We start from the raw sequence: 13,927 nt of genomic DNA on the forward strand, positions 1-13,927 counted from the left end.
TCCGGCAGGGCCGTCATGCCTTGCTCCGGCCGCGGTAGAGCACGGCCACGAACGCCGGTACGCCGATGAGGGACGTCACCACGCCCACCGGGACCTCCTGGGGATCGAGGGCGGTGCGGGCGAGGGTGTCCACCCACACCAGGAAGACGGCTCCGGTCAACGCCGTGACGGGCAGCAGGCGGGCGTGGCCGGCGCCGGTGAGGGCGCGCGTGGCGTGCGGGAGGACCAGGCCTACGAAGCCGATCGCCCCGGCACAGCTGACCAGGGCGGCGGTGAGCAGCGCGGTCGCCGAGAGCAGCACCAGACGGGTACGGGCGACGCGGACGCCGAGTCCGGCCGCGGCCTCGTCGCCGAAGGCGAACGCGTCCAGAGTGCGGGCGTATCCGAGGCAGACGGCGAGGACCACGGCCAGGACGAGGGCGCACAGCAGCACCTGCCCCCAGCCGGCGCCGGTGAGCGAGCCGAGCAGCCAGAACAGCACGGCCCGGGTGGTGTCGGCGTCGGCGGAGGTCAGCACGGTGAACGAGGTCAGCGCGGAGAACAGCTGCATGGCGGCCACCCCGGAGAGCACGACCCGGTCCGTGCTGCCGCCCAGGGCGTGGCTGAGCAGCAGCACCAGCGCGAAGGAGAGCAGCGCGCCGAGGAAGGCGCCCGCGGACAGCGACACGGCTCCCCCGCCCACCCCGAGCACGACCACCGCGACGGCCCCCGTGGACGCGCCGGAGGACACCCCGAGCACAAACGGATCGGCCAGCGGATTGCGCAGCAACGACTGCATCACCGCCCCGCATACGGCAAGCCCGGCCCCGCATACGGCGGCGAGCAGGGTGCGCGGCATCCGCAGATTCCACACGATGCCGTCGCGCAGCGGCGTCAGCGTGCTCTCGCCCACGCCGAGGTGTGCGGCGACGGAGGCCCACACATCGCCCGTGGAGATGTCGGCGGGTCCGATCGTCACCGCGACGGCGACCGACATCAGCAGCGCGGCCACCCCGCCGCCGGTCAGCAGCAGCGTACGGGCGCTCATTCGGCGAGCCCGAAGTCGCGCAGCCCCGCGGCGACCTTCTCGATCCCTTCGACCGTGCGGATGGACGGGTTCATCGACTGCCCGCTCAGCAGCACGTACCGCTTCTTCTTCACGGCCGTCAGGTTGCGGGTGGCGGGGTTGCTCTCCAGGAAACGGATCTTGGCCTGGGCGGTCTCCGCGGTCTGCTGCTTACGGGTCAGATCGCCGAGGACGATGACGTCGGGGTCGCGGTCGGCGACGGTTTCCCAGTTGATCTGGGGCCACTCGTCGTGGGTGTCGGCGAAGGCGTTCTCCGCGCCGACCGCCCGGGTGATCGCGCCCGGCGCCCCGCAGCAGCCGGCCAGGTAGGGCGACTGGGAGTTGGCGAACCAGTACATGAGGGAGACATCGGAGGCGTCGAGCCCGGCGGTGGCCTTGCTCACCCGCCCCTTCAGCTCCGCGATGAGCTTCTTCCCCCGCTCCGCCACCCCGAACGCCCGGGCCAGGTCGGCTATCTCGCCGTAGACGCTGTCGAGGGTGAGCGGGGTGGAGCGCGATCCGTCGCCGCCGCTGTCGTTGTCCTTGCCCGCCGAGCAGTCGGAGGGCGAGACATACGTGGGCACGCCCAGCTTCTCGAACTGCTCACGGGTGGCCACGCCGCCCTTGCCGAGGGTGGAGACGAACGAGGCGGTGACGAAGTCGGGGTCGGCGTCCAGCACCTTCTCGAACGAGGGCGCGTTGTCCGCCAGCCGCGGCACGGACGCGTTGGCCTTCTCCAGGCCCTTCAGCACCGGGTCCGTCCAGGTCGCCGTACCGGCCATACGGTCGGCGAGGCCGAGGGAGAGCAGGATCTCCGTGGTGCCCTGGTTGAGGGAGACGGCCCGCTCGGGGGCCGACTTCAGGGTGACCTTGCGGCCGCAGTTGTCGATGGTGCGCGGATAGCCCGAACCGGTCGAGCCGGCGGACTTCCCGGCGCCCTCGGCACCGCCTCCCGAGCCACCGCACGCGGTGAGCAGAAGGGCGGGAGCGAGCAGCAGAGCCGCGGGACGGAGAGCGGTACGGAGCAGCACGGGCATGCCTCGGTGGTCGGGGCTCGTACGCGGAGCCTGGCCTACGGACGGCCTCCCCGCCGGGGCGCGGAGGTGCCAGCAGGTCTTCGGACTCGGGTTCGCCCGGACGAGGCGCCTTCCCGGCACGGTCCCGCGCCCGCCCTTCGGCCGGCCCGTTCCCCTCCCAGTGGCATGCTGTGCCCCGCCCGTCCCCCTCACCGCTGCGCGTCAGTTCCGGATTCGCACCGGATTCCCTGGCCTCGGATGTGGCTCGACTGGCCCCCAGAGGCTATCAAGCCCGGCCTGCGGTCGGATGTGTGGCAGGTGCGGGCCCACCGGTGGTTACGTATGTGCCGTACCGCCCATGGCACAGGTAGGAGGAGCGAGCGCGTGACCAGCCGCGTCACCTTCATCTCAGCCGCGATGAGTCCATCGCTGCGCCAGGCCCGGTTCGACGACGGCACGACCCCTCTTGAGGACGGCGGCGCGGCGCGGGCCCGCGCCGTGGCCGGGGCGCTGCCCTCGGCCGCCCGCGCCGTCACCTCCCCCAGCCTGCGCTGCCGGGAGACCGCCGCCGCGCTGGGACTCGGCGTGGCCGAGCCCCGTACGGAGCTGGCCGGTCTGGACGCGGGCCGCTGGCGGGGCCTCGCCCTCGACGAGGTCGGTGCCGCCGAACCGGAGGCGGTGGCCCGGTGGCTGGCCGACCCGGCGGCCGCGCCCCACGGCGGGGAGTCGGTACGGGACCTGTGCCTGCGGATCGGACGGTGGCTCGACGCGGCGTCGCTGACGGACGGCCATACGCTCGCCGTGGTGGAGCCGGACGTGGTGCGGGCCGCGGTGGTGCATGTGCTGGGCGCGCCCGCGGCGGCCTTCTGGCGTGCCGACGTGCCGCCGCTGACCGTGACCGGGATCAGCGGACGGGCCGGACGCTGGAACCTCGGGCTGGGGCGGCCACTCGACCGCCCCTGAAGAGGGCCCCGACCGGTGAGGTCAGGGCGACGGTCGGATCACGGTCGGCTGGGGGCGGCCACCGGCGATGCCGGGGCCCTGGTGGCGGGCTTGGGACTCAGCAGGCGCTCGGCCAACTCGCCGAAGACCAGCCCGAAGCCTCCCCACAGGGTGACCTGGACGGCCAGCGCGGAGAGCCGGAACCGCCACAGCACGGTGGCCGGGAAATCGGCGGGCACCTCGTTGACGGCCGGCAGAAACGCAAACGCCAGGCCGATCAGCAGGGCGAAGGCGGCCACCGCGGCTACGGTGGCGTACCAAGTGCCCAGTTTCGGGGCGAGCCGCTTGCCGAGGATGGTCGCGGCGATCGCGAGGAGCACGCTGCCCACCATCATCAGCAGATACAGATTGGTCCGCTGGGAGATGGTGTCGGGGTCACCGACGGCGGGCGGATTGGCCGGGTACTTCAGGAACGGCACGACGTAGACCGCGAGCAGGGCGCAGCCGGACAGCAGCAGCGCGGTGGCCCGCGGGGTGAAGCGGCCGATGCGGCCCAGGGCGAAGCAGTAGGCGAGGGCGGCGATGCCGCCGAAGGCGACCCCGTAGATCAGAACACCGGTGGCCAGGCCGGCGGTGGACTGCAGGCTGCGGGAGACGAGTTCGACCTCGTGCTCATGCGCCGGGGCGTGGGACTCCTCGAAGCCGATCGCCTTGTCGACATTCGGTTCCCCGAGGAGATAGGCGACGATCAGGGCGAGCACGCCGGCCCCGAGGCCGGCGAGCATGCCACGGACGAGCAGGTTCCGTACCGTTGCGGAATTCATGAGGGTGTCGGCGTCCCTGGCGTCAGTGGCAGGGGAAACCGAGCAGGTGGCGGGCGTCGTGCACCCACTCGTGGACGTCCTCGCCGGAGACGACCGAGGTGGCGCCCTGTTCGGCGCCGACGAAGTACAGCAGGACCAGCATCAGGATGCCGAAGAACACCGCCCACGGGACGATCGCACCGATCGGCAGCTTGGCGGGGAGAGCGGGGGTGGTGGCGGTCGGCTGTGCGACATGCTGCGCCATGGCAGGGCCTCCTTAAGGGAGTTCGCGTCCCATTTCGGTGGTGCACTGGACGACGGCTACGGGTCTGACTCACAAGACGTCCCTTGGATCGTGTGGAACGTCTCGTTCACAGTGGCGCGACCGTGCCGGGTTCCCACCGGCTTCCGTCTTGCCGTCGTCGATATCGCACCGACGGTACCGCGTGGCGCGGGCCTGGCCAATACCGCACCAACCGGTGTGACGAGCGGAACGATGGGCGGGCGCGCCGCTACGGCAGCACCGCGATGCCGTCCAGCTCGACCATCGCCGCCTCGTCCCACAGCCGGACGACGCCGATGACCGCCATCGCGGGGTAGTCGCGGCCCGCCAGCTCCCGCCAGATGCGGCCGAGTTCGGGGGCGGACGCGCGGTAGGCCGCGACGTCGGTGGTGTGCACGGTCAGCCGGGCCAGGTCCGCGGGGGTGCCGCCGACCGCGGTCAGGGCGGTGAGCAGGTTGGCCAGTGCGCGCCGGAACTGGGCCGGAAGCGTGGCACCGACGACCGCGCCCGCGCCGTCCAGCGCCGTCTGACCCGCCAGGAAGACCAGACGGCCGCCGGTGGCCGTGACGGCGTGGCTGAAGCCGGTGGGCGGGGAGAGCTCGGGCGGGTTGGTGCGCAGCAGCGTGGACAGTTCGGACGACGCTTGCGGCTCTTGCGGCTCTTGCGGCTCTTGCGGCTCTTGCGGCTCTTGCGGCTCGGTCACCGGTACAGCTCCTTCGCGATGATCGTGCGCTGGACCTCGGTCGCGCCCTCGTAGATCCGGGGCGCGCGCACCTCGCGGTACAGGTGCTCCAGAAGATGCCCGCGGCGCAGCGCCCGCGCACCGTGGATCTGTACGGCGGCGTCCACGACGTACTGGGCGGTCTCGGTGGCCAGGAGCTTGGCCATCGCCGAGCTCCTGGCGATGCCCGGCGCGCCCTCGTCGTACGCGGTGGCGGCCGCGTAGACCAGGAGGCGGGCGGCCTCGGTGCGGGTGGCCATCTCGGCGAGCTGGTGGGAGACGGCCTGAAGGTCCTTCAGCGGCCCGCCGAATGCGGTGCGCTCCCCGGCGTGGGCCACGGACGCGTCGAGCGCGGCCTGGGCCATGCCGACGGCGAACGCGCCGACGCTCGGCCGCAGCAGGTTGAGGGTGCGCATGGCGACCCCGAACCCCTTGTCGGGCGCGCCCAGGACGTCCTCGCGGGTGACGGGGACGCCGTCGAAGGTGAGGCTGCCGATGGGGTGCGGGCTGAGCATGTCAAGACGCTCGCCGCTGAGCCCCGGCCGGTCGGCGGGGACGAGAAAGGCGGTGACGCCGCGCGAGCCCGCGCCCTGGGTGGTGCGGGCGAAGACGACGGTGAAGTCGGCCTCCGGGGCGTTGGAGATCCAGCACTTCTCGCCCTCCAGCCGCCAGCCACCCGCCCCGTCGGGGTCGGCCCGCAGGCCGAGCGCGGCGGCGTCGGAGCCGGCCTGCGGCTCGCTGAGCGCGAACGCGGCGACCGCGCGGCCCGCCCGGACCTCGGGCATCCAGCGCGCGTACTGCTCGGGGCTGCCGGAGAGCACGATCGGGTAGCCGCCAAGACCCTGGAGGGCGAGCGCGGTCTCGGCCTCCGTGCACTCCCGGGCGAGCGATTCGCGCAGCAGGCACAGGTCGAGGGCGCGCACCGGCCCGTCGTCGGGGAACAGCCGCCGCAGCAGGCCGAGTTCGCCGAGCGCGGCGGTCAGCGGCCGGTTGACCCGGCCTGGCGGGCCGCTCTCGGCGAGCGGGCGCAGCAGGTCGCGGGCGAGGGACCGGACCCCGGCGCACCAGCGGCGCTGCTTCGGATCAAGTGCGAACGACGGCACCGGTCACCCTCCCATTGGAGTGTTTATCGCGGTCTGTTGACTGTCGTCACCATCACGTTACGCTGGCAAGGCGACTTCAGGCACGGCATGTGCGAACACCGGGCGTATGCCCGGGCAGGCATAGGGGGCGCGTCCTCGATGGAGCTCAGGCCTTCGGCGCACATCGACACCTTCGCCCGGGACCATCTGCCACCCGCCGAGCAGTGGCCCGCCTTCCGCCTCGACCTGCCAGGACCGCCCTACCCCGACCGCCTCAACTGCGGCGCCGAGCTGCTGGATCGCACCGTCGAGCGGTTCGGCGCCGACCGGGTCGCGGTGCGCGCCGCGACGGGCGAGGTGTGGACGTACGGCGAACTGCGCGCCCACGTCGACCGGATCGCGCACACCCTCACCGGCGCGCTCGGCGTCGTGCCCGGCAACCGGGTGCTGCTGCGCGGGGTCACCTCGCCCTGGCTGGCCGCCTGCTGGCTGGCGGTGCTGAAGGCGGGGGCGGTCGCCGTGACCGTGCTGGCCGCCCACCGGGCCCGGGAGTTGGCGACGATCTGCGAGCTGGCCCGGGTACGGCACGCTCTGTGCGACGTACGGTGCGCGGACGATCTGGTGAAGGCCGGGGTGCCGGGGCTGCGGACGACGTACTACGGCGGGGACGGCCCCGAGGATCTGCTGCGGCTCGCGGCCACCGCGCCCGCGTCGTACGAGGCGGTGGAGACCTCCGCCGACGACGTGGCGCTGATCGCCTTCACCTCGGGGACGACCGGGCGGCCCAAGGGCTGTATGCACTTCCACCGCGATGTGCTGGCCATCGCCGACACCTTCTCGGCGCAGGTGCTGCGGCCCCGCCCCGAGGACGTGTTCGCGGGCAGCCCTCCGCTCGGCTTCACCTTCGGCCTCGGCGGCCTGGTCGTCTTCCCGCTGCGCGCGGGCGCCTCCGCGCTGCTGTCCGACTGGGGCGGCCCGGAGCGGCTGCTGGCCGATATCGCACGCCACCGGATCTCCGTGCTGTTCACCGCGCCGACCGCCTACCGGGCGATGCTGGGTCGGCTGGACGGCACGGCGCCGGACGGCGGCGCGTACGACACCTCCTCGCTGCGCCGCTGCGTCTCGGCCGGCGAGAACCTGCCCGCCGGCACCTGGCACGCATGGCAACGGGCGACCGGGCTGCGGATCATCAACGGCATCGGGGCGACCGAGCTGCTGCACATCTTCATCTCCGCCGCCGACGACGCGATCCGGCCGGGCACGACCGGGGTCCCGGTGCCGGGGTTCGAGGCGCGGGTGGTGGACTTCGGAAGCACAGACGCGGACGCCGGGCTGCAGCCCGTTCCGGACGGCCGACCCGGGCTGCTCGCGGTGCGTGGGCCCACGGGCTGCCGCTATCTGGCGGACGAGCGGCAGCGCGAGTACGTACGGGACGGCTGGAACCTCACCGGAGACACCTACATCCGCGACCCGGACGGCTACTTCCGGTACGTGGCGCGCGCCGACGACATGATCATCTCGGCCGGGTACAACATCGCGGGCCCCGAGGTCGAGGAGGCGCTGCTGCGTCACCCGGATGTCGTGGAAGCCGCGGTGACCGGGCGGCCGGACGAGCGGCGGGGCATGGTCGTGGTCGCACATGTGGTGCTCAGGCCGGGCGTCACGAGTACGGACGGCTGTGATCAACATGCGGCTACCGCCGCGTGGCAAGCCGCGCTGCGGGAGTTCATCGCCGCCGAGCTGGCCCCGTACAAGTGCCCGCGCGAGTTCGTCTTCCTGGACGCCCTGCCCCGCACCCCCACCGGCAAGCTCCAGCGCTATCTGCTGCGGGACGGGACAGCGCAGCGCGGGAAGTAGAGGTGCGAGCGGCGCCTTACAGTAAGCGCGTGACCGGCCAGCCCACCCCTCGCTCCTTGATCGTCACCTTCTACGGCGCCTACGGCCGCGGCGGCGCCGACCGCCCCGCCGGACCCGTCCCCATCGCCGCGCTGATCCGGCTGCTGGGCGCGGTGGGCGTGGACGCGCCCTCCGTACGGTCCGCCGTCTCCCGCCTCAAGCGGCGCGGGCTGCTGGTCGCCGACCGCACGGACGCCGGGGCCGCCGGATACGCGCTCTCCGAGGACGCCCGCCAGCTGCTCGACGACGGCGACCGCCGCATCTACGGCCGCCCGGGGGCGGAGGAGAATACGGACGGCTGGCTGCTCGCCGTCTTCTCGGTCCCCGAACAGGAGCGCCACAAGCGGCATCTGCTGCGCTCGCGGCTGGCCCGGCTCGGCTTCGGCACCGCCGCGCCCGGGGTGTGGCTCGCCCCCGAACACCTCTACGACGAGACCCGCCACACCCTGGCCCGCCTCGAACTCTCCCCGTACGTCGACCTCTTCCGCGGCGCCCACGCGGACTTCGAGCCGACTGAGCGGGCGGTGCGCCGCTGGTGGGACTTGGAGCAGCTGGCGAAGCTGCACCGCGCCTACCTGGACGCCCAGGAACCGGTGCTGGAGCGCTGGGCGGGACGCGCCATACCGGACCCCGAGGAGGCCTACCGCGACTACGTCCTCGCCCTGGACTCCTGGCGCTTCCTCCCCTACGCCGACCCCGGCCTGCCGCCCGCGCTGCTGCCGCGGGCCTGGCCCGGCGTCCGGGCGGCGGAGGTGTTCACGGCGCTGCACGACCGGCTGTACGACGCGGGCGCCGGGTACGTACGGGAGGTGCTGACGGCGACGCGCGCCTGACACCTGACACCTGACGCCGAACGCCTTGCCTCATACGCCGATCGCGCCGTCGATCCGCTCCCGCAGCAGGTCGGCGTGGCCGTTGTGCCGGGCGTACTCCTCGATCATGTGGATGATGACCCAGCGCAGCGAAACCGCCCCGAGCCACCCGTCGTCGCGCGTGATGTCCAGGTCGGGTGCCTCGGCGACGAAGCGCTCGGCGAAGGCCACCTCCGCGCGCCAGGCCTCCCACGCCTCCGCGACGACCGCCGGACCGGGCACCGCGCCGTCGAAGTCCTGGTCGGGGTTGTCCTCGGTGGAGAAGAGCAACGGCACGTCCTGCCCGGCCATGACCCGCCGGAACCAGCGGCGCTCCACATCGGCGAGATGCCGGACCAGTCCGAGCAGCGAGAGCGTGGAGGGCTCCACCGAGCGCTGGGACAACGCGTCCTCCACGCCCGCGCACTTCAGCTCCAGGGTCGCCCGCTGCTTGGCCAGGAAGTCGACGAGGACGCCCCGTTCGTCACCGGTCCTACGGGCGTCGAGCCTGCGGTCCTGCTCCTCGGGGACGAACAGCTCGGCCCTTCTGCGTATCGTCATGCCGCTCATCATCGTCCATCGGCGCGGCCCGTCGGGGGTCTGCGGCTGCCCGCGCGGTACGGGAGCGGCCAGGGCGCGCCGGGGCCGGTGTAGCCCTGTTCGGCGGCGGCGTGCAGGGTCCAGTGCGGGTCGTAGAGATGGGGGCGGCCGAGTGCGCACAGGTCGACGCGGCCCGCCAGCAGCAGGGAGTTCACATCGTCCCAGGAGGAGATGGCCCCGACCGCGATGACGGGGACGCCGAGTTCGTTGCGGATCCGGTCGGCGTACGGGGTCTGGTACGAGCGGCCGAAGTCGGGGCGCTCGTCGGGGACGACCTGGCCGGTGGAGACGTCGACGGCGTCCGCGCCGTGGGCGGCGAAGGCGGCCGCGACGGCTACCGCGTCATCGGCGGTCGTACCGCCCTCGGCCCAGTCGGTGGCGGAGATGCGGACCGTCATCGGGGAGTCGGCGGGCCACACCTCCCGGACGGCGTCGAAGACTTCGAGCGGATAGCGCAGCCGGGCCGCGAGGGTGCCGCCATAGGCGTCGGTGCGGTGGTTGGTGAGCGGGGACAGGAAGCTGGAGAGCAGATAGCCGTGGGCGCAGTGGAGTTCGAGGAGGTCGAAGCCGGCGCGGGCGGCGCGCCGGGCGGCGGCGACGAACTGCTCGCGGACGGCGGCGAGCCCGGCGGTGTCCAGGGCCTGGGGGACCTGGCTGACGCCGGGGCGGTAGGGCAGCGGGGAGGGAGCGGCCAGCGGCCAGTTGCCACCGGGGAGGGGGTCGTCCATGCCCTCCCACATCAGCCGGGTGGAGCCCTTGCGGCCGCTGTGGCCGAGTTGGACGCCGAGGGCCGTGCCCGGGGAGGCGTCGTGCGCGAAGTCGACCACCCGGCGCCAGGCGGCGGCGTGCGCGTCGGCGTACAGGCCCGTACAGCCGGGGGTGATACGGCCCTCGGGGCTGACGCACACCATCTCCGTCATCACCAGGCCCGCGCCGCCCAGCGCCCGCGCGCCCAGATGGACGAGGTGGAAGTCGCCGGGCGTGCCGTCCTGGGCCGAGTACATGTCCATGGGCGAGACGACCACGCGGTTGCGCAGCGTCAGTCCGCGCAGCCGGAAGGGGGTGAACATCGGCGGGGTGTCCGGGGGCAGCTCGGCCTCGCGCTCGACCGCCGTCACGAAGGCTGCGTCGCGCAGCCGCAGATTGTCGTGGGTGATCCGGCGGCTGCGGGTGAGGAGGTTGAAGGCGAACCGGCGGGGCGGCTGGTCCACGTACAGCGACAGGTTCTCGAACCACTCCAGGCTGGCGCGGGCCGCGCGCTGGGTCGACTCGACGGCCGGGCGGCGCTCGGCCTCGTACGCCGCTAATGCCTCGGACACCGAGGAGCGCTCTTGGCGGTGGTCCGCGAAGTGGCCCGCGCGATGGCCCCCGGGGTGGTTGGCGAGATGGCTCGCGACATGGTTCGCGAGCGCCACGGCGTCCTCGATGGCGAGCTTGGTGCCGGAGCCGATCGAGAAGTGCGCGGTGTGCGCGGCGTCGCCGAGCAGCACCGTGTTCCCGTGCCACCAGCGCTCGTTGACGACCGTACGGAAGGCGGTCCACTGGGAGCGGTTGCCGCGCAGCGGGCGGCCCCCGAGGGCGTCGGCGAAGAGCTCGGCGCAACGCCGCGTGGACTCCCGCTCGTCCAGCCGGTCCAGTCCGGCCCGGCGCCAGACCTCCTCGCGGGCCTCGACGATGACGGTGCTGGCGTCCGGTGCGTAGGGGTAGCCGTGCAGTTGCAGCACGCCGTGTTCGGTCTCGGCGATCTCGAAGCGGAAGGCGTCGAAGGCGAAGTCGGCGGAGAGCCAGATGTAGCGGCAGCGGTGAGTGGTCAGCCGGGTCCCGAAGACGTCGGCGCAGTCCTGGCGGGTCGCGCTGTGCACCCCGTCGGCGGCGATCACCAGGTCGTACGAGCGGGCCAGTTCGGCGGCGGGGGGCGCGTGGGTACGGAAGTTGAGCCGGACGCCCAGGGCGCGGCAGCGCTCGTGCAGGATCCGCAGCAGGCGGCGCCGGCCGAGGGCGGCGAAGCCGTGGCCGCCCGAGGTCAGCGTGCGTCCGCGGTGCACGACATCGATGTCGTCCCAGCGGACGAAGTCCTCGCGCAGGGCGGCGTAAACGGCGGGGTCGGCGTGCTCGATGCCGCCGAGGGTCTCGTCGGAGAGGACGACGCCGAAGCCGAAGGTGTCGTCGGGGGCGTTGCGCTCCCAGACGGTGACCTCGGGCGCGGGGGTGAGCCGGCGCAACAGCGCGGCCGCGTACAGGCCACCGGGTCCGCCGCCGACGACGGCGATCCGGAGGGGGCGGGCCCTGGGCCGCTGGGGCGGCGACAGCCGCCCGCCCGGCAGGGCCTGCGGCGCCCGGGCGGGCCGCGGGACCTGCGGCGGCCGGGCGCGCGCCTGGCCGACGGGGGCCTCGGTCAGCGGGGGCGGCGGAGTCCGCTGCGCCCGCTGAGGCGGCGGCTGCGCCCCCTGGGGCGGCTGGGTCGACGGAGTCGGCTGGGCCCGCTGGGTCGGCTCGGCCCGCTCGGGTTGCGGAGGCCGCCGGGGCGGCCGGGGCGGCTGCGCCCGCTGAACCCGCTCGGACGGCGGCGTCGGCTCGGCCCGCTCGGGCGGCCGGGGCGGCTGAGCCGGCTGAGTTGGCCGGGGCGGCTGGGTCATCGGCCCTGCCAGCCGGGCGGGCGCCGAGCCGTGAACGCGGCGTGGAACTCGGCGTAGTCCGCGCTGTTCATCAGCAGCGCCTGCGTGGCCGCGTCCATCTCGATCGAAGCGCCGAGCGGCATGTCGAGCTCCGCCGTGAGCAGCGTCTTGGTCTGTGCGAGGGCGAGCGCGGGCCCGTCGGCGAGGCGCCGGGCCAGCGCCGCGGCCTCGGCCGCCGCCCGGCCCTCGTCGACGAGCTTGCTGATCAGCCCGATGCGCTCGGCCTCGGCCGCGCTCACCGGCTCGCCGAGCATCAGCAGCCGGGTGGCGTGCCCGAGGCCCACCACGCGCGGCAGCAGATACGCGGCACCCATGTCGCCGCCGGACAGCCCGACCTTGGTGAACAGGAACGAGAAGCGCGCCGACGGGTCGGCGACCCGGAAGTCGGCGGCCAGGGCCAGCACCGCGCCGGCGCCCGCCGCGGCCCCGTGCACCGCGGCCACGACGGGGAAGGGGCACTCCCGCAGGGCGCGTACGACCTGCCCGGTCATACGGTTGAAGTCGAGCAGCTGACGGGTGTCCATGGCGAGGGTGGCGCCGATGATGTCGTCGACGTCGCCGCCGGAGCAGAAGCCGCGGCCCTCCCCGCCCAGCACCAGGGCCCGTACGGAGCCCTCGCGGGACAGTTCGGCGAGCAGGTCGCGCAGATCGGCGTAGGCGCCGAAGGTGAGCGCGTTGAGCTTTTCGGGACGGGCGAGGGTGACGGTCGCGACTCCGGCGTCGAGGGTCAGGCGCAGATGGCGCCACTCCTTGGTCCCGGTCGCGGAGCCGGTGAACGGACTCATGGGCCAGGGCCTCCTTGAGCCGGGCGGCTGGTGCCTGCCCTCCGAAGTTATCACCCGACTGTGACTATCGTCACGAGTGCGCGATAAATACGGGCAGGAGAACCGCCGGAGAGGCCGCACCCCGTCAAGTGAGTGGTAATAAGTCACATCAAGAGTGGTCCATAGCCTCTTACGGCGCTATCGTCCGCTTCATACCTTCCCCGGCCGCCCACCGCGGGGAGGCGCCCCCAGGGTCGAAGGACGGAGGACGCCCACCGTTTGCCTTAAGACCGTTGCCCTAAGACCGCGAGGTTTCGACACCGACTGGACCGAGCCGTGCCCGTGCCCGACCCCGCCTCCGCGATCGCCTCCTGGCGTTTCGCCCTCCCCCACACCCCGGTGGCCGTCCCACTGGCCCGCGCGCTGGTCCGCAACACCCTCGCGGACACCGGCACACCGGTGGACCGCCATGCCGCGGAGCTGCTGACGGCCGAGCTGGTCGCCAACGCGGTGCAGCACACGGACGGCGACGAGCCCATAGAGCTGGTGATGGGGCTGGCGCCGACCGGCCAGTGGCAGGTCGAGGTGCACGACCGGGACCCGGCCCCACCGGCCGCCCTCCGCGACCCCGGCGCGCAGAGCGGCCCTGGCGCACAGGACGGACCCGGCACACAGGACGGACCGGACACGCCGAACAGCGGCGCCCCCGACCCGCGCGAGGTCTCCGAGCGCGGCCGTGGCCTTCAGCTGCTCCGGACCCTCAGCGCGGAGGCGGGCTACCGCTCCACCCCCGAGGGCAAGGCGGTCTGGTTCACGCTCCCGACCGGGGCGCGTTAGCCGTCAGAGCGGGTTGAGGCGGCGCCTCAGCAGGCAGAACTCATTGCCCTCGGGGTCGGCGAGAACGTGCCAGGACTCCTCGCCGGTCTGGCCGATGTCGGCCGGGCGCGCCCCGAGCTTCAGGAGGCGTTCGAGCTCGGCGTCCTGATCGCGGTCGGTGGCGTTGACGTCGATGTGCAGCCGGGGCTTCCCCTGCTCCGGCTCGTCCCTGCGGCTGAGGATGATCGTCGGCTGCGGGCCGCCGAACCCTTCGCGGGGCCCGATCTCGATGCAGCCCTCCTCTTCGCGATCGAGCACCACGAAGTCCAGGACCTCGCACCAGAACCGCGCCAGCGCCTCGGGGTCGCGGCATTCGAGCACGAGTTCACTGATACGACATGCCATGGAACCTACTCTCAGCGTGGGAACTGCT

Annotated in this window: 14 protein-coding genes and 2 riboswitches; of the genes, 4 read left to right on the top strand and 10 right to left on the bottom strand. The window is 73.3% G+C overall.

The annotated features are described in order from the left end of the window. Positions 1–13: 13 nt before the first annotated feature. Together ACH4U7_RS17625 and ACH4U7_RS17630 are read right to left on the bottom strand one after the other, a co-directional pair. Complete coding sequence (locus ACH4U7_RS17625) at positions 14–1,027, bottom strand: FecCD family ABC transporter permease (protein ID WP_398528797.1); 1,014 nt, start codon at positions 1,025–1,027, stop codon at positions 14–16. Further along, positions 1,024–2,082, bottom strand: coding sequence for an ABC transporter substrate-binding protein (locus ACH4U7_RS17630; protein WP_398528798.1), 1,059 nt, complete (start codon positions 2,080–2,082; stop codon positions 1,024–1,026). The genes ACH4U7_RS17625 and ACH4U7_RS17630 overlap by 4 nt, the downstream gene beginning before the upstream one ends. Before the next feature lie 53 nt (positions 2,083–2,135). Next, a riboswitch (cobalamin riboswitch) is annotated at positions 2,136–2,350 on the bottom strand. A 95-nt stretch (positions 2,351–2,445) separates the two neighbouring features. On the opposite strand from ACH4U7_RS17630, the gene ACH4U7_RS17635 reads away from it, so the two are divergent. Beyond that, the gene (locus ACH4U7_RS17635) at positions 2,446–3,024 is read left to right on the top strand and encodes a histidine phosphatase family protein (RefSeq protein ID WP_398528799.1); all 579 of its coding nucleotides are present in this window, start codon (positions 2,446–2,448) and stop codon (positions 3,022–3,024) included. Between the two features lie 38 nt (positions 3,025–3,062). On the opposite strand, the gene ACH4U7_RS17640 is transcribed toward ACH4U7_RS17635, so the two are convergent. From ACH4U7_RS17640 to ACH4U7_RS17655, 4 genes are all read right to left on the bottom strand, one after another. After that, positions 3,063–3,827 (bottom strand): CbtA family protein, encoded by a 765-nt coding sequence (locus ACH4U7_RS17640; protein WP_398528800.1) that lies wholly within the window; start codon positions 3,825–3,827, stop codon positions 3,063–3,065. Between the two features lie 22 nt (positions 3,828–3,849). After that, on the bottom strand, positions 3,850–4,071 hold the full coding sequence (locus ACH4U7_RS17645; RefSeq protein ID WP_147998663.1) for a CbtB-domain containing protein: 222 nt from the start codon (positions 4,069–4,071) through the stop codon (positions 3,850–3,852). Positions 4,072–4,107: 36 nt separating this feature from the next. Next, a riboswitch (cobalamin riboswitch) is annotated at positions 4,108–4,259 on the bottom strand. A gap of 59 nt (positions 4,260–4,318) precedes the next feature. Continuing rightward, positions 4,319–4,720: a RidA family protein gene (locus tag ACH4U7_RS17650; protein ID WP_398528959.1), complete on the bottom strand. Its 402-nt coding sequence runs from the start codon at positions 4,718–4,720 to the stop codon at positions 4,319–4,321. 68 nt (positions 4,721–4,788) lie between these two features. Then, entirely contained in the window at positions 4,789–5,913 is a 1,125-nt protein-coding gene (locus ACH4U7_RS17655; RefSeq protein WP_398528801.1) for an acyl-CoA dehydrogenase family protein, read from the bottom strand. A gap of 138 nt (positions 5,914–6,051) precedes the next feature. On the opposite strand from ACH4U7_RS17655, the gene ACH4U7_RS17660 reads away from it, so the two are divergent. Next, positions 6,052–7,749 (top strand): AMP-binding protein, encoded by a 1,698-nt coding sequence (locus ACH4U7_RS17660; protein WP_398528802.1) that lies wholly within the window; start codon positions 6,052–6,054, stop codon positions 7,747–7,749. 29 nt (positions 7,750–7,778) lie between these two features. Then, positions 7,779–8,621, top strand: a complete 843-nt coding sequence (locus ACH4U7_RS17665; RefSeq protein ID WP_398528803.1) for a PaaX family transcriptional regulator C-terminal domain-containing protein — start codon at positions 7,779–7,781, stop codon at positions 8,619–8,621. Positions 8,622–8,651: 30 nt separating this feature from the next. Here ACH4U7_RS17665 and ACH4U7_RS17670 read toward each other — a convergent pair whose 3' ends face one another. From ACH4U7_RS17670 to ACH4U7_RS17680, 3 genes are read right to left on the bottom strand one after another with little or no spacing between them, the layout of a single operon-like run. After that, the gene (locus ACH4U7_RS17670) at positions 8,652–9,200 is read right to left on the bottom strand and encodes a DinB family protein (RefSeq protein WP_398528804.1); all 549 of its coding nucleotides are present in this window, start codon (positions 9,198–9,200) and stop codon (positions 8,652–8,654) included. Between the two features lie 8 nt (positions 9,201–9,208). Further along, a complete protein-coding gene (locus ACH4U7_RS17675; RefSeq protein WP_398528805.1) occupies positions 9,209–11,875 on the bottom strand; it encodes a bifunctional salicylyl-CoA 5-hydroxylase/oxidoreductase in 2,667 nt (888 codons plus the stop codon). Then, on the bottom strand, positions 11,872–12,699 hold the full coding sequence (locus ACH4U7_RS17680) for an enoyl-CoA hydratase family protein (protein WP_398528806.1): 828 nt from the start codon (positions 12,697–12,699) through the stop codon (positions 11,872–11,874). Before ACH4U7_RS17680 ends, ACH4U7_RS17675 begins: the two co-directional genes overlap by 4 nt. 321 nt (positions 12,700–13,020) lie before the next feature. Between ACH4U7_RS17680 and ACH4U7_RS17685 the strand changes: the two genes are divergently transcribed. Beyond that, positions 13,021–13,515 carry an ATP-binding protein gene (locus ACH4U7_RS17685; RefSeq protein ID WP_398528960.1) on the top strand — a complete coding sequence of 165 codons (495 nt, stop codon included), beginning with the start codon at positions 13,021–13,023 and terminating at the stop codon, positions 13,513–13,515. Positions 13,516–13,518: 3 nt separating this feature from the next. Here ACH4U7_RS17685 and ACH4U7_RS17690 read toward each other — a convergent pair whose 3' ends face one another. Beyond that, on the bottom strand, positions 13,519–13,899 hold the full coding sequence (locus tag ACH4U7_RS17690) for a VOC family protein (RefSeq protein ID WP_398528807.1): 381 nt from the start codon (positions 13,897–13,899) through the stop codon (positions 13,519–13,521). Between the last annotated feature and the right edge of the window lie 28 nt (positions 13,900–13,927).

The sequence above is a fragment of the Streptomyces sp. NPDC020845 genome (assembly GCF_044334165.1).
Taxonomy (GTDB): domain Bacteria; phylum Actinomycetota; class Actinomycetes; order Streptomycetales; family Streptomycetaceae; genus Streptomyces.

What these genes read in the sequence shown, in the direction of transcription:
- ACH4U7_RS17625 (WP_398528797.1), bottom strand. Translation starts at nt 1,027, where the DNA reads ATGAGCGCCCGTACGCTGCTGCTGACCGGCGGCGGGGTGGCCGCGCTG.
- ACH4U7_RS17630 (WP_398528798.1), bottom strand. Translation starts at nt 2,082, where the DNA reads ATGCCCGTGCTGCTCCGTACCGCTCTCCGTCCCGCGGCTCTGCTGCTC.
- ACH4U7_RS17640 (WP_398528800.1), bottom strand. Translation starts at nt 3,827, where the DNA reads ATGAATTCCGCAACGGTACGGAACCTGCTCGTCCGTGGCATGCTCGCC.
- ACH4U7_RS17645 (WP_147998663.1), bottom strand. Translation starts at nt 4,071, where the DNA reads ATGGCGCAGCATGTCGCACAGCCGACCGCCACCACCCCCGCTCTCCCC.
- ACH4U7_RS17660 (WP_398528802.1), top strand. Translation starts at nt 6,052, where the DNA reads ATGGAGCTCAGGCCTTCGGCGCACATCGACACCTTCGCCCGGGACCAT.
- ACH4U7_RS17670 (WP_398528804.1), bottom strand. Translation starts at nt 9,200, where the DNA reads ATGACGATACGCAGAAGGGCCGAGCTGTTCGTCCCCGAGGAGCAGGAC.
- ACH4U7_RS17675 (WP_398528805.1), bottom strand. Translation starts at nt 11,875, where the DNA reads ATGACCCAGCCGCCCCGGCCAACTCAGCCGGCTCAGCCGCCCCGGCCG.
- ACH4U7_RS17680 (WP_398528806.1), bottom strand. Translation starts at nt 12,699, where the DNA reads ATGAGTCCGTTCACCGGCTCCGCGACCGGGACCAAGGAGTGGCGCCAT.
- ACH4U7_RS17690 (WP_398528807.1), bottom strand. Translation starts at nt 13,899, where the DNA reads ATGGCATGTCGTATCAGTGAACTCGTGCTCGAATGCCGCGACCCCGAG.